Genomic DNA, 16,114 nt, shown 5'->3' on the forward strand with positions numbered 1-16,114 from the left:
CGGTGAGAGGGCGAGTTTACACCGAAATCGCAAATGAAACACGGCGCCATTGAATATCAAGGGCGCCGTGATGACTACAAATGATCGGTTTGACCAAATAATCGCTTAATAGTCGCCTTTTTTTCCTACACCAACAAAGGCAAAATCCCACTCCAGATCAAACGGTGCCCACCAGGCACCTACACCCGTCTCCTTATCGGTATGGCGGTAGAAGCCGTTATAGGCCGGGGGCTTGATATGGTATTTGAGATGATACTTACCCGGGCCATTAAGCTTAATGTTATCCGCATAGTGGGGACCATCCGAGGCCACCATCGGCATAAAGTGGCCCGTGGTGGACCAGTCTTCACCTTGCTTGGTGATGGTGTAGCTAATATCCAGATAAGGCATCCATTCGCCTTCGCCAAATCCATTCTGATTACCCTTGATGGCGTGAATATCAGCCTCCAGGTGAATATCAGCCTTGCTCATTCCCGGTAACATCGGCTCCATCATCGTTGGCTGCAGATAGACGGCCGCGATCTCCATCCCGTTCAGCTCAACAGGGTCCCCGATTGGCTGCTCACCCGCCAAGGCAACACCACTTCCAAACAGTCCGGCCAGCGCCAGATTCACCATTTTACGCTTCATGTATGACTCCAATTATCATATAGTAATGCGACTTATTCGCGTTTATTGATAAAAAATTACCCGCTCCGGACACCCGCAGCGGGGTTCTTACAATCCAAACACCGCTGGCCACCAAGCAAGACCAACGGCACAGCTACCTAACACCCCTGGCAGCAACGGGAGCCAGAGTGAATTCAAGGCGACACCCTGATTGATCAGTATTCTCGCCCCCAGGTAGAGACTCCAAACTAGGCCGACCAAAAACAGCCCAGCCTTTAAATAACCCACTGTTTCCTGCGACAACCCTAGCTGGGTAAGCGGGGCAAAAAGTTCGCCCCCCAGCCCCAGAATCAGTGACACCATGGCAACGGGCGCATATTGATAACCCAGTTCAACAAATCGTTCTGAAACACTAAGGTCGCCCCCGACACGTCCAGCAAGCCAGGCCGATACGCCTGTGGTAACAGTCAACAGCAGTGCCAGGATCAGCATCACCCCAAGCATAAAAGTGACTATCATGCCGAAATCAAGCCAGTTGAATACTTCACGCCGCTCAGGATGCACACTCATCAGCCACCAGGGTCCCGACTCGCCTATCCAATACCACTCCCGCTCTATAAACCAGCCCCCGACTGACTGCCTGAGCTGTTGGTACACCGGTAACACCAGCCAAAGAAACCCACCCAGCGCAATGCCTGTCCCGAGAAACAGAAAGACGACCTCGTAGGGGTTCGGGTGATGCTTACGTATCTGCTCAATCTCTTCACCGGCATGACGCAGGCGCAGGAAAAGCCCTCCCTTAGACTGCGGATTAACGCAACGAAAACACTCGATACAGTGCCGAGACTCCTCCTTTCGGGGGATATCAATCATGGTGGGGCAGACCCCCTTTTCAGTAAACCGGTCGCCACCGGGCTTCTTCCGTTTGGGGGCAAACTGCACCGCACCAATTCTCGAGAAAACACCCAGCAGCAGACCAATGGGGCACATATGACGACACCAGGCCCGTTTATTCCGTCCATAGAAAAAACCCAGTACGAAGGCCAGTAACAGTGTTCCGCCAAACACTTCGGCTACCGCTTCGGGATGATCCCGCACCCCAACGGTTTGCCCCAACACCGTTATCAATAAAAAACTGATAATCGGTGTACCTTCCCAACGCACCCAGGCCGGGATCGGTCGCTGAAGACCTTTTTTATTAGCCCACGCTGAGGCTGCCCCCATTGGGCATAGAATGCCGCACCAGCTACGCCCGGTCAGAATGACCGACAGAAACACCAACGGAAACCAGAGCCCCCACATGGCATAGTTGGCAAAGCGGGTAAAATCATTGAGTGGTGTAGAATTTTCGACCGCTTCCGGTAGAAACAGTGGCAGAAAGATAATGCCCAGAAAAAACAGGAACATCACCACATGCACCCAGACCAGGCGATCACGGTGGTGCACAAAGAACCCCTCGACCGGGCCTGCTATTCGTTCATTGATGCTGCCGTTGATACGAATAGGTATTGCGGCAATCGGGTCGACCGTTATCCCATCCCGTGCGGACCGTGAGAGTGGCACACTCACACCACAGCCCCAGATAGCTGTTGACGACGCTTGCTCCACCACCACAGCAGAGCAAAGGGAAGTGGAATGACCAGTAGCAGCTGAGCCGCCACACTCTCCATACTGGGATAAAGACCCAGCCAGGTAATTGTCAGGCCACCTTCGATGGGGGTTATACCAACCCAACCAGCCTCCTGGAGTTCCAGTACACCATTGCCTGCAAAGGAGACGGCGAGGTAGTAGAGCAGTGCCGCAGTAACCGAAAAGAACAAACCCAGGGGCAGTTTGAAAGAGGCCGCCTGCATGGCCTTGTAGAGTAACAACAGTGAAACAGTGGCTAAACCAAAACCGACTATCAGTGGCTGCCACTGACTATCGGCCTGGCCTGCCAATGCCTGGTAGAAGAGTACCGTTTCAGCCCCTTCGCGATACACCGCCAGAAATGCAGCTAACCCCAAGGCAAACGTACTACCACGGCTGAGCGCTTGATTAATCTGACTATTGATAAAGGCCTGCCAGCGCGCCGCTTCGCTTTTGGAAATCAGCCAGTAGCTGACGTAAAACAGTACAACTGCGGCAAACAACATGGTAAGGCCTTCCAAGGCCTCTTGACCCGCACCAGAGATTTGGAAAACCATGGTTATCAGCCACGCCGTTAACAGACTGGCCACCAGCGCCAACACGACACCTTGATAGATCACGCGGACTTTATCCGCGGCCGATTGACGTCTTAAGTAAGCCACAAGGGCGGTAATTACCAGGATGGCCTCAAAGCCTTCTCGTAGCAAAATCAAAAAGGCTTGCACAAACAGTCCCCAAAAGCCTGCATCCTTCGGCTTTTGAGCCTGGGCTACTCCTTCGAGTGCTTCCCTGAGTGTCAGCCAGGCAACGGCTATCTGATCTGTCGGACGCGACTGCGAGGCCAGTCCAATAATCCTGCTGAAGTAGGCCTCCAGCTCACTCTTCAGCGCGGGATCCCGCATACCAATGGCCAATTCCATGCCACTCCCTTCGAAGACATCAAAGTAGAGCGCGGAGAAGGCATCAGCCGTATCCTCCTCACGCTCAGGGGAGTAAGCCGCGAGGAGTCGATCACCCTCCTCTATCAGTTGACCGACCACGACCTTGAAATCGACCCTGGCGTCAGTGGCAGCAGTGACACTAAAACTCAGCCAGGTCAGAAGGATTATTCCAATAAGGCGCTGCATCACTGATTCACCTTAAAGACCTCCAAAGGAATCCCCGCCTGATCAAGCAACAATGCATCACGACGCATAGCAAGCCGTATCTCTTCGGCTATCAATGCAACCTGCTCAGCTCCTGCATTTTGTTGAATGGCTTTCCTGAATTTCCCGAAGTTTTTTTCAACCAGATAGGTGTGCTTAGCACCCAACTCCATGCGCATCGCGGCTTCCATTTTACGATCCTCAAACACCCCAAAGTAAGCACTCACTACAGCTCGCTTTGCCTCTGTGCTATCACCCTTTGCATAGGCCGCCTCAGCCTCATCGATATGCTTAACGACAGCTTCAGCAACGGTTAGCCAGCTAGACTCATTGGCAATAACGGTAGAAGTGATAACGACCAACAGAATCCACAAAACATGTTTTTTCATTCGATTAACCATCTGCGCTTACAAGGAAGTCGATCGGCCGGTACAATGGGCAGGCCGATATAGATATTAGTGCGAATGATAACGATTCTTATTTACTATGGCAACTCCATTTTGACCTGTTCTCAATCAATCTATGCTGCACGGAACAAAGGCTTTGCGAAAAAAATAAGGCATAAAAAAAGGATGGCCAACCCTGGCCATCCTTTTTTCACCAACCGCCTCCGGCGTTAAAACTTAGCGGGGCAACTCAGAGCTTCCCATGAGATACTCATCTACCGCTCGTGCACATTGGCGCCCCTCACGGATTGCCCAAACCACCAGTGACTGACCTCGCCGCATATCGCCTGCAGCAAATACGCCCCCGATAGAGGTGCGATAAGCATCAGTGCCTTCCGTATCACTCTGCACATTACCACGAGTATCCAGCGCAACATCCAACTCAGCCAACATGCCTTCATGCACGGGATGAACAAAGCCCATTGCCAGTGTGACCAGATCAGCCTTGAGTTCAAACTCAGAGCCCACAACCTCACTCATCTGCCAGGCACCGTTCTCATCTTGATGCCATTCTACCTTGATACACTGAACGGCTTTCACATTACCCTTTCCGTCATCAATGAATGCCTTGGTCGCGACACACCATTGGCGATCACAACCCTCTTCCTGAGAGGTGGAGGTACGCATCTTATTCGGCCAATAGGGCCAGACCGTCAGCTTGTCTTCTTGGGCAGGCGGCTGTGGCAGAATTTCGATCTGGGTAACAGACATTGCGCCATGACGATTAGAGGTTCCAATACAGTCAGAACCTGTGTCACCGCCACCAATGACAACGACATGCTTGCCTTCGGCCGAGATGAATCGATCGCCAACTTCGTCACCCTGCACTTTGTGGCTGTTCATGCGCAGAAAATCCATGGCAAAGTGAACGCCACTAAGCTCTCGCCCTGGAACAGGCAGGTCTCTCGGCTTTTCAGAACCGCCCGTCAATACCACTGCGTCGAACTTATCGACCAGGAGTTTAGCCGGAATATCCACACCAATATGGGTATTGCCGCGGAACTTTACGCCTTCAGCCTTCATCTGGCTCATCCGGCGATCAATCACTTTCTTATTCAGCTTAAAGTCAGGAATACCGTAGCGTAGCAACCCACCAATACGGTTCTCTTTTTCAAAAACCGTGACCGAATGACCCACTCGAGCCAACTGCTGGGCACAGGCCAATCCCGCAGGACCAGAACCGACAATAGCAACCTTCTTTCCGCTCTTGTGGCGAGGAAGCTGGGGTTGAATCCAACCCTCTTCCCAGGCCTTTTCAACGATGGAAAGCTCTATGTTTTTAATGGTGACCGGCTCATTGTTCAGATTTAGGGTACAGGCCTCCTGACAGGGAGCAGGGCAAATACGCCCCGTAAATTCGGGGAAGTTATTGGTTGAGTGCAACATATCGATCGCCGCCTTCCAATCCTGGTGGTACACCAGATCATTCCAGTCAGGAATGAGGTTATCAACCGGACAACCTTTATGACAGAAAGGGATACCGCAATCCATGCAGCGTGCACCCTGCAGGCCCATTTCCTCGCTGCTTAAACTGATGGAGAACTCACAAAAATGCGTCAGCCGATCAGCTATTGGCGCATAACTGCGATCCTTTCGTGGATACTCCATGAAACCTGTTGGCTTACCCATGATTAGCGCCCCCCCTTTGCAACGTTACTGCTTTTCGCTTGTTCAACCTGCATCTCAAGCAATGCCCTACGATAATCGACCGGCATAACCTTGACGAACTTAGGCAGATAGTCTGTCCAGTTATCGAGAATCTTCTGCGCCACACTGCTATTGGTGTAATGCAAGTGACTCTGAACCAACTGCTTGAGACGAATCGAATCAAAGCGCGTCATATCATGGCTTACATCAACACGTCCTTTGGTTTCAAGGTCGCCGCCTTGATGGTCGAGCGCTTCCAGTGCGTCATCTTCATCCTGGATGGGTTCCAGCTCTACCATGGAGAGATTGCAGCGCTGTTCAAACGAGCCCTCCTCATCGAGCACATAAGCGATACCACCTGACATACCCGCAGCAAAGTTTCTACCGGTCGAGCCAAGGCAGACCACGATTCCGCCAGTCATGTACTCACAACCGTGATCACCTACACCCTCAATGACAGCCGTGGCACCCGAGTTGCGAACAGCAAATCGCTCACCACCCACTCCACGGAAGTAACATTCGCCGGCAATTGCGCCATACAGCACGGTATTTCCGACAATAATGTTCTCTTCAGCCCTTCCAATGCCAGACTCTGCAGGCGGATAGACGATAATGCGTCCTCCAGACAGGCCCTTACCGACATAGTCATTCGCCTCGCCAGCAAGCTCAATGGTCACACCCTGGGTCAACCAGGCACCCATTGATTGACCTGCTGTCCCTTTAGCCTTGATATAGATCGTGTCCTCAGGCAATCCAGCGTGGCCGTATTTCTCTGCCACACGACCTGAAAGCATAGTGCCGAAGGTGCGGTTATAGTTATGAACGGGGACATCTATTTGAACCGCCTCACCCCGCTCCAGAGCGGGCTTGGCCATCTCGATCAACTGGTGATCTGCCGCCTTCTCCAATCCGTGATCCTGGCTTTCGGTGTTGAAAATCGCGACCCCTTCACCCGCCTTTGGCTTAGCCAGAATTCGAGAGAAATCGAGCCCTTTAGCCTTCCAGTGGGTTACCGCCTTACGGGTATCGAGGCGGTCAGTCTGACCGATCATCTCGTTAAAGCTGCGATAACCGAGCTTTGCCATCAACTGGCGAACCTCTTCAGCCACGAAGAAGAAATAATTGATCACATGCTCTGGTTTACCGGTGAAGCGCTTGCGCAGCTCTGGATCCTGCGTTGCCACACCGACAGGACAGGTATTCAGATGGCATTTGCGCATCATAATGCAGCCTTCAACAATCAAAGGCGCCGTTGCGAAACCAAATTCGTCTGCACCCAGCAAGGCACCGACTACCACATCTCGACCGGTTCTCAATCCACCATCAACCTGAACGGCAATACGCCCACGCAGTTTATTCAACACCAGAGTTTGATGCGTCTCAGCAAGACCAATCTCCCACGAAGAACCTGCATGCTTGATTGAGGTCAGTGGTGAGGCGCCAGTTCCGCCGTCATATCCTGAAATAGTCACATGATCAGCATGTGCCTTGGAGACACCGGCCGCAACCGTTCCAACGCCCACTTCTGAAACCAGTTTTACCGAGATACGTGACTTCGGCTGAACATTCTTCAGATCATGAATCAGCTGAGCCAGATCCTCAATGGAATAGATATCGTGATGTGGCGGTGGGGAGATGAGTCCCACACCCGGAGTTGAGTGCCGCACACGAGCAATCTGTGCATTCACTTTATGCCCCGGTAACTGACCGCCCTCACCGGGCTTAGCACCCTGCGCCATCTTGATCTGGATATCGTCTGAATTGACCAGATATTCAGTAGTGACACCAAAACGACCAGAGGCCACCTGCTTGATGGCAGATCGCTGTGGATTAGGTGAACCATCAGCCAGCGGATTAAAGCGACCGGCCTCTTCACCACCTTCCCCGGTATTAGACTTACCGCCAATGGTATTCATGGCGATCGCAAGGGTCGAATGGGCCTCATGTGAAATCGAACCAAACGACATTGCGCCTGTGGCAAATCGTTTGACGATCTCTTTAGCAGGCTCAACCTCATCCAGCGGCACCGGCTCATCGGCCCAGTTGAAATCAAACAAGCCACGGAAAGCGAGAAGCCGCTCATCCTGCTCATTAATCAGTTGGGTGAATTCTGCGTAGCTCTTGGCATCATTAGCCCTTGAGGCATGCTGAATCTTGGCAATGCTATCGGGTGTCCAGGCATGTGCCTCACCACGCAAGCGATACGCATAATCACCACCGACATCCAGATGCTTGCTGTATATGGGACTGTTACCATAGGCATTGGCATGCAGACGCACCGCTTCCTGGGCAATCTCATCCAGCCCAGCACCCTCAATTCTGGTTGAGGTACCGGTAAAGTACTGGTCAACAAAGCTGCTCGAGAGACCCACGGCATCAAAGATCTGTGCACCACAATAAGATTGGTAGGTCGAGATACCCATCTTCGACATGACCTTTTTCAGGCCTTTTCCAATCGATTTGATATAACGTTTCTGGGCCTCTTTAAAACCGAGCGACTCAGGCAAAGAGGGCAGCATGCTCTGGATGGTATCAAAGGCCACATAGGGATTGATGGCTTCTGCACCATAACCCGCCAATGTAGCGAAGTGATGTACTTCCAGGGCCGCACCGGTCTCAACAACCAGTCCCGATTCAGTACGAAGTCCCTTGCGAATCAGATGGTGATGGACCGCCGAAACCGCCAACAGGGCAGGAATGGCAATATGATCAGCATCAGCACGGCGATCAGACAGAATCAGGATGTTGTACCCTTCCAGCACAGCCTTCTCAGCCGTATGCCCCAGTGCATCCAACGCCAGTTTGAGGCCTGTAACGCCCTGATCCGCACTGAAGCAGATACTCAGGGTGCGGGTGCGGAAGGCCCCACCGGTATTGTCTTCAATATCCCGGATGCGCTCCAGATCGGTATTGGTCAATATGGGCTGATTAACCTCAAGACGCATGTTCGGCTTGCTTTGGCCGATACCCAGCAGATTGGGTCTTGGGCCGATCAGCGAAACCAGCGACATGACGATCTCTTCCCTGATCGGATCTATCGGTGGATTGGTCACCTGAGCAAAATTTTGCTTGAAATAAGTCGACAAGTGCTTCGGCCAATTCGACAAGACCGAAGGCGGCGTATCTGCACCCATTGAGCCTGTCGCTTCCTGTCCCGTCAGAACCATCGGTGTCAACAGGAACTTGATGTCTTCCTGGGTATAACCAAAGGCCTGCTGACTATCCAGCAAGGTCATCGGATCGGGCGACATGGCGCCAACCACCTCTGGTAGTTGATCCAAATGAATCTGGGTCTGATCAAGCCATGCTTGATAGGGATGTTCTGAGGAAAGCTGTTGCTTTATTTCTGCGTCATCAATAATCCGACCCTGCTCCAGATCAATCAGGAACATCTTGCCGGGCTGTAAACGCCATTTCTTGATGATCCTCTCTTCCGGAATATCAAGCACGCCCATTTCCGATGCCATCATTACCATGTCATCATCGGTAATCAGATAACGCGCAGGACGTAAGCCATTGCGGTCAAGCGTCGCCCCAATCTGTCTTCCATCAGTAAAGGCCACGGCCGCAGGGCCATCCCAAGGCTCCATTAACGCCGCGTGGTACTCATAGAAAGCCCGACGCTTTTCATCCATTAATGGATTGCCCGACCAGGCTTCAGGAATCAGCATCATCATGGCGTGAGCCAGCGAGTAGCCGCCCTGCACCAACAGCTCCAATGCATTATCGAAGGACGCTGAATCAGACTGCCCTTCAGGAATTAACGGCCATACTTTAGAGAGGTCGTCCCCGAGGATTTCGGAAGCCATAGAGTGCTTACGCGCCGCCATCCAGTTGACGTTTCCGCGCAGTGTATTGATCTCACCATTATGCGCAATCATGCGGAATGGATGAGCCAGATCCCAGGTTGGGAAGGTATTCGTCGAGAAACGCTGGTGAACCAACGCAAGCGCGGAAACCATGCGCTCATCTTTGAGATCGGGGTAAAACTCACCCACCTGGTCGGACAACAGCATGCCCTTGTAGGTGACTGTCCGGGATGACAAGGAGGTAAAGTAGAAGGAATCTCCTCTCTCCAGGCCCGCTTCACGAATAACCTTCTCTATCTGTTTACGGATAACAAAAAGCTTGCGCTCAAAACCAGTCTGATCGGCACAGTTTTCACCACGGCCAATAAATATTTGCTTAATTTTAGGCTCTGTCGGCTTGACGCTGTAACCAAGTCCATCATTAATCGTGGGGACATTCCGCCAACCGAGGACGAGCTGCCCTTCGTCTTCGACAAAACGGTTAACCGTCGATTCTGCTCGAGCTCTAGAGGCCTCATCCCTGGGCAAGAAGATCATGCCGACCGCATACTCGCTCGACGCCGGAAGCTCAAAATCGACAACAGCGCGGAAAAAGTCATCCGGAATCTGAATAAGGATTCCCGCCCCGTCGCCTGCGCGCGGGTCTGCACCGACAGCACCGCGGTGAGTCAGTCGCTCCAGAATCTCTAATCCCTGCTCAACTATCTTTCGGCTCTTCCGGCCTTTGATATTAGCGACAAAACCGACGCCACAAGCATCATGTTCGTTACGGGGATCATACAGTCCCTGCTTCGTTGGCAAAGCGCCTTGGCCCATCGTAAACCTCATCTGATCGGGGCAGAAATTTGCAACAACTGCTCTCTACCCGTTGTAAACGTGGACGTAATGCCCGGAAAGCCGATCTCCGGGGGTCGTCCAAAATGGCTGGGGAAAAACCTCAATGAGGATTTCCGGCCGAACAGAACCCTGCAGGATAATGGAAAATGTCTCTGCAGGCTAGCAGTTTACATCTTTGGATAAATTTCGAAAGGGTAGCACTTGGTAATAGAAAATAAGTTACTACGGTGATTTAATCGCGGCCTGGACGGAAGCAAAGGTTCGCGGCCAAACATCGCTTTTGCGCAAGGGTACCGGAAGGTTACTGCGCGCCTTAACCGCCGCATCTCTAGTAGGATAAACTCCATACAGCACTGAGAACCAGGCGCCCCCAGAACGGGTCATCCTGAAATAGGCGACTTCACCGGTTAAGCGATACTGCTCAATGAAGCTTTTTACTGCACGCTCATCCCTTACACCGATCAGTTGCAACGTGAAACTCTTGGGTGCCTGCTCCAAAAGCCACTTTTCTCTTCGAATACCCACCACCGCCTGCGTGCTTGGAGCAACTTTAACCTCTTTCTGCCCTGACTCAGCCCCCTTCGCAGAGGTCGCGGGCAGCATAGGCTGTTCGACAGCTTTCAACACCTGCTGAACCGGCTGAGTCATCTCAGCAGGGATTTCTCTTTGAGCTAGAGGGTTTTCCGCTTGTGAAGAAACCGCATCGCTCATCGTTAGAAGCGGCGCAGGAATCGCCATCTGCTCAGAGTCTCCGCGCCCATCCACCTCCTGCACCTCAGTCATCAACTCGTTTTCCAACAAAGGAGCACTTGCCGAAACCGGAGATTCCTCAGCCTCAGCCTGTAGTAACTCTTGCCTATGTGCATTCGGTAATATCAGGTCCGCTTCTTTTGTTTCTATGACGCCATCCAACGCTATCTGGTTTTGCCTCATGACTCCTGGTGAAGGGGCACGCTGAATTTCAGCAGGCGCTTCTGGCAATTGGAGCGGCCTTGTCGTTTTATCCCCCGCTGGCCCTACTGAGGCAATGCGTTCTTCCTGCGATGACCCAAGAAAAAGCTCATTGATCTCATTCTGAAAAATGAGTGTGAGCATGAGTAGAATACCCAGCACTCCCGCCCCCAAGAGCACAGGTTTTGGCAAATCAGAAAGCAACCCCCTCTCGGGGCCCTTGTCCACAGGCTGAATAGCCGTAACAACTTTAGCCGGCTTGGGCGTGTCAGAAAAAAGGCGCTGAAGTTGTGCTTCAAGTAATCCAGGCAACCCGACAGCATCCCTGACCAATCGATTCAGTGCCCCAGACCCTAATTTCAAGTGTTTCGACTCACCCCCCAAATCAAGCAAAAACTGCACAAAAGAACGCGACTGATCACTGTCCAGCAGGGGCATCTCGAGAGACTGCACAGACTGTAAATTCATTGCCTGAAGTTGCGGTGTTTGAAATTGCCTGACAATGTCGGGGGTGGCAAAAAGCACGATCCTGATTAACGCCCGGTTACCCGGACGGCGCTCAAATAACCGAAATATTGCAATTATCGTGGCCACGGGTAATAAATGGGCATCATCGATCACAATAACAGGCAGGCGACCAGCGGCTGAAAGCAGCTCGAATCGCCGCAGCAGCTGCTCTATATTTAAGCTGGCTTCATCAGTAAGACCAAATCTTCGATAGAGGTGGGCAAAAAACTGATCCGGCTGAAAGGTATGGCTTGCATCCATACAACAGAGATCCCACTCATCACGAGCGAGCTTACGAAACTGCTGCACAAATGTTGATTTACCGGCCCCGTCTTCACCCTTTACAAGGAGAATCTTTTCACTGTTGTCGGTCAGGTGCCGCAGCAGATCGAGACGCTGTCTTAGCTCGGGGGTTGAAAAATAGGGCTCGCTCACACCCCGCCCATTCTTCACAAACGGCTGAAGAGGGGGCGCTGCATGCGCTTTAGCTGGCCGCTCTTCCATACTCACGCAAGGTTCCCTCTAGCATTGTCGATTCAAACTCATCTGTAACAACCGAATAACCGAGTTGGCGCATCAAGACCAGTCTAACCCTGTTGTTCAATACCTTTTTATCCACCGACATCAACTCCATAAAGCGATCAGCATCCAATCCAGATGGAGGAGCCGTAGGTAAACCTGCACGTTCGATAAGCGCCTCAATCCTCTTCTGGGCACCCAAGTCTAGCCAGCCAAGTCTGCGCGAGAGATCCGCTGCCATGCAGATCCCTGTACCTACCGCCTCACCGTGCAACCACTCACCATAGCCCACGCCTGTCTCGATAGCATGTCCAAACGTATGTCCAAGATTCAAAAGAGCCCGGTTTCCGGCTTCACGCTCATCGGCCGCCACAACAGCAGCCTTGTCGCTACATGACCGCTCAATAGCATAAGCAAGCAACCCTTGTTCTCTCGCCATCAGGCCATCCACATGCCGTTCAAGCCAATCAAAAAACTCCGGATCGCCAATCAGACCGTATTTGATCACCTCCGCAAGACCTGCTGATAGCTGTCGATTATCCAATGTTTGGAGCGTATCAATATCGGCAATCACACACTGCGGCTGGTAGAAGGCGCCAATCATATTTTTCCCAAGGGGATGGTTAACACCGGTCTTTCCGCCAACAGATGAATCTACCTGGGCCAAGAGGGTCGTCGGCACTTGAATAAAATAAACCCCTCTCTGGTAACACGCGGCCGCAAATCCAGCCATGTCACCCACTACACCGCCACCTAATCCGATAACCGTACAACGCCGATCAAATCGATATTCCAATAGGCTATCTATAATTTGCTGCCAGACAGATAAGGTTTTGAATTGCTCACCATCAGGCAATATAACCGTTTCAACTTGATAAGCGCTAAGCGCCGACATGACCGACTCCAGGTACAACGGAGCCACGGTTGTATTGGTCACAATGAGCACCTGTTGCCCATGTATGTGGGGACGATACAACTCACTGTTTGTGATCAGATTTGCTCCGATATAGATCGGATAAGAGCGCTCAGCTAGATTGACATTTAATGTGCAGATTTCGTTTTTCATTTGCTGGTATACGTGAATGAAGTTTTACAGACTAAGGTAAGGAATGAACCCTTGCGCTCAGCACTCAACCAATATCAGAACGGAGCTTTCTGACAATCTCATTGGCTACCGCGGTGGCACTGCGCTTTTCTGAGGTAATCACAATATCCGCTGTCTCCCGATAGAGAGGGTCCCGATCGCTCATAAGGGCCTGCAACGTACCCAGGGGGTCCTCGGTTTGCAAAAGCGGGCGACTCCGATCCCGGAGAGTCCTTTCATACTGCTGTTCTGGACTGCAATAGAGGTAGACCACAAAGCCGCGGCTACTTAAATTTCTACGATTTTCCGGATTGAGAATTGATCCGCCTCCCGTCGCGAGCACCAGTCCACCGCGCTGAGTCAGGTCATCAATGACAGCACTCTCCCTTTTCCTAAAACCCTCTTCACCCTCAAAATCAAAGATCGTCGGTATATCCACGCCGGTGCGTCGCTGAATCTCATGGTCTGTATCATCAAAATCCAGCCCAAGAAGAGTGGCCACTTGACGGCCAATAGTGCTCTTACCGGCACCCATTGGCCCTACCAGAAATATGTTATTCGGATGATTCATATCGTACTACAAACACCGTGCCGTTGATTCACTAATGAGTTTACGTCAAGTAACCGTGAATACTAAGCGCCAAAGAATAATAGAGCAAACTTCCAGAGGGCAGATTCCCTAATTGAATCGTCAAAAAAAGAGGGGCCTACCTTTGGATAGACCCCTCTTTATGCATTATCACTCAGTCGCTCAGCGAACGGAGAGCGTATCCTTGAGGATCTTTGGCGTAACAAAAATCAACAACTCCTTGTTCTCATCCTTCCGCAGCTCTTGCTTGAACATAAACCCAACATAAGGCAGATCACCAAAGAAGGGGACACGCTCTTTACTACGGGTCTCAGTCCGCTCAAAGACACCACCCAGGACTACGGTCTCGCCATTCTCAACAATCACCGAGGTCTCAATCTCACGGGTATCGACAGGCGGCACACCCAAAACAGAGCGCGAGAAATCAGGATTATCTTTGGTGATATTGAGGTCCATGATAATCCGGTCATCCGGTGTAATATGAGGAGTCACTTCCAATTTTAGGACGGCTTCTTTAAATGATACTGTTGTCGATCCACTAGAGCTGGCTTCCTGATAGGGCACTTCAACACCCTGCTTGATGACCGCCGTCTTCTGGTCTGAGGTTACCACTCTAGGACTTGATACGATCTCACCTTTGCCTTCCTGCTGCATGGCTGAAAGCTCGAGTTGAAGGAGGTAAGAACCAATCTTGCCCGCGACGAAGTTTAAAGCACCCCCGCGTGTTGCACTAAGCGTTTGTGGCAGATTCACTAAAAGTCCATCTTGTGTAGACCCTCCCGGAGTCTCTACTGTTCCCTCATGCAAACCAGCCGTATTACCAAGATACCCATCTTGCGTACCACCAATATTTAAAAAGTTCCCATCATTTGCCAGCCTTGTACTCAAACCAAAGCGCACCCCAACGTCTTTAGCAAAATCATCGTTTGCAATGACGACCCGTGACTCAATGAGCACCTGCCTTACCGGTATATCCAATCGACCGATAAGACGGCGAATATCTTCCAGTTTGGCGGCGGTATCTCTCACCAAGAGAGTATTGGTTCTTTCATCAAAGCTGACATTCCCTCGCTCAGGTGTCAGCAGTTGATTTCCTTCGCTCTTCAGAAGCTTCTGGATATCCGTTGCCTTGGCGTAATTAAGCTGAATATATTCCGAGAACAGTGGAGCCAGCTCTTCAATCTGTCGCTGTGATTCCAACTCCAATTTCTCACGGGCAGCAATCTCTTCAGTAGGGGCAATCAACATCACATTGCCATTTTGCCGCATGGAGAGACCACGGGTCTTGAGGATAATGCTAAGCGCCTGATCCCAAGGCACATTCTTCAAACGCAGGGTGATATTTCCGCTCACGGTGTCGGAGGTTACCAGATTCAATCCCGTGAAATCTGCCAGTAACTGTAAGACGGCACGTACTTCGATGTCCTGGAAGTTGAGTGACAACCGCTCTCCCGTAAAGGTCTCTTTGCGGCGTTGTATCTCCTCTTTTTCCTCTTTGGTCAGCGCCCTGAATTCGATTGTAAACAGATCATTGGCTTGATAGGCGAGATGCTCATATTCACCTGCTGCTGTAATTTCAATGTGAACATTATTGCCTTGACTGGTCACCTCAAACTGCTTGACCGGGGTCGCGAAGTCACCTACGTCAAATTTGCGCATGAGACGATCAGGAAGCGTGGTATTCAAGATATCCAGCACAACACGGCCGGCCTCTTCGCGCATATCCACAGAAACGGCAGGATTACCCAACTCCAGTATGACCTGCCCCTCTCCGGAATCACCACGTCGAAAATCTACATTACGCAAACCCTCATCCGAGGATGACATTGGCTTTGACATACTCTTGGCTACAGGTGCAGTAGCCATTGATGCACTACTATCATTTGCCGCGATATTTGCCCCACCTTTGATGGTAATGTTCAGCTCATTACCGTCTATTTTAACGCTATGGGCACTGGCCTCTATCAGATTGATCACCACACGGGTACGATCTCCCGCCTCTATCGCCGTGACACTGCGCGCCATACCAATCCCAATACTCTGGGTTTTACTGGCCAAACCATTGCTCAGACCATAAAAATCAAGCGCAATCCGGGCAGGATTGTCGGTGGTAAAGATTTTAGGTTCAGCAAATGCCCCCTCTGCGCGAAGCGTAATCACGACATCATCACCAGGCAATGCTGCAAAGCTAAGTTCTTTAAGAACATTATCTGCAGCAAAGGCAGGAATAAGTATTGACACTAAAGAAAGTGTCATCACTAACAATAGCCGGCGCGCATTAATAGTCATCCTAGCCCCATTCCACTGTATCGCATCAAGTGGTTTATTTTTCATTAACATAG

General features: G+C 51.3%; 10 protein-coding genes. All 10 read right to left on the minus strand.

Annotated elements, in window-relative coordinates; all coding sequences use genetic code 11:
• Nucleotides 1-105 precede the first annotated feature (105 nt).
• Nucleotides 106-630, minus strand: coding sequence for an iron transporter (locus FHP88_RS04875; protein WP_144357890.1), 525 nt, complete (start codon nucleotides 628-630; stop codon nucleotides 106-108).
• A gap of 87 nt (nucleotides 631-717) precedes the next feature.
• Nucleotides 718-2,172: a 4Fe-4S binding protein gene (locus FHP88_RS04880; RefSeq protein WP_260843162.1), complete on the minus strand. Its 1,455-nt coding sequence runs from the start codon at nucleotides 2,170-2,172 to the stop codon at nucleotides 718-720.
• A gap of 2 nt (nucleotides 2,173-2,174) precedes the next feature.
• A complete protein-coding gene (locus FHP88_RS04885; RefSeq protein ID WP_144357891.1) occupies nucleotides 2,175-3,365 on the minus strand; it encodes an FTR1 family iron permease in 1,191 nt (396 codons plus the stop codon).
• Complete coding sequence (locus FHP88_RS04890; protein ID WP_144357892.1) at nucleotides 3,365-3,772, minus strand: hypothetical protein; 408 nt, start codon at nucleotides 3,770-3,772, stop codon at nucleotides 3,365-3,367. The genes FHP88_RS04885 and FHP88_RS04890 overlap by 1 nt, the downstream gene beginning before the upstream one ends.
• A gap of 234 nt (nucleotides 3,773-4,006) precedes the next feature.
• Nucleotides 4,007-5,458: a glutamate synthase subunit beta gene (locus FHP88_RS04895; protein ID WP_144357893.1), complete on the minus strand. Its 1,452-nt coding sequence runs from the start codon at nucleotides 5,456-5,458 to the stop codon at nucleotides 4,007-4,009.
• 2 nt (nucleotides 5,459-5,460) lie between these two features.
• Nucleotides 5,461-10,101, minus strand: coding sequence for a glutamate synthase large subunit (gene gltB, locus FHP88_RS04900; protein WP_144357894.1), 4,641 nt, complete (start codon nucleotides 10,099-10,101; stop codon nucleotides 5,461-5,463).
• 243 nt (nucleotides 10,102-10,344) lie between these two features.
• Nucleotides 10,345-12,084, minus strand: coding sequence for an AAA family ATPase (locus FHP88_RS04905; RefSeq protein WP_260843185.1), 1,740 nt, complete (start codon nucleotides 12,082-12,084; stop codon nucleotides 10,345-10,347).
• On the minus strand, nucleotides 12,065-13,165 hold the full coding sequence (gene aroB, locus FHP88_RS04910) for a 3-dehydroquinate synthase (protein WP_144357896.1): 1,101 nt from the start codon (nucleotides 13,163-13,165) through the stop codon (nucleotides 12,065-12,067). Before aroB ends, FHP88_RS04905 begins: the two co-directional genes overlap by 20 nt.
• A gap of 64 nt (nucleotides 13,166-13,229) precedes the next feature.
• Nucleotides 13,230-13,754, minus strand: a complete 525-nt coding sequence (gene aroK / locus FHP88_RS04915; RefSeq protein ID WP_144357897.1) for a shikimate kinase AroK — start codon at nucleotides 13,752-13,754, stop codon at nucleotides 13,230-13,232.
• A 180-nt stretch (nucleotides 13,755-13,934) separates the two neighbouring features.
• Nucleotides 13,935-16,112, minus strand: coding sequence for a type IV pilus secretin PilQ (gene pilQ / locus FHP88_RS04920; protein WP_260843163.1), 2,178 nt, complete (start codon nucleotides 16,110-16,112; stop codon nucleotides 13,935-13,937).
• Nucleotides 16,113-16,114: the final 2 nt, after the last annotated feature.

It is taken from the genome of Sedimenticola selenatireducens (genome assembly GCF_007625115.1).
GTDB classification, from domain to species: Bacteria; Pseudomonadota; Gammaproteobacteria; order Chromatiales; family Chromatiaceae; genus Sedimenticola; species Sedimenticola selenatireducens_A.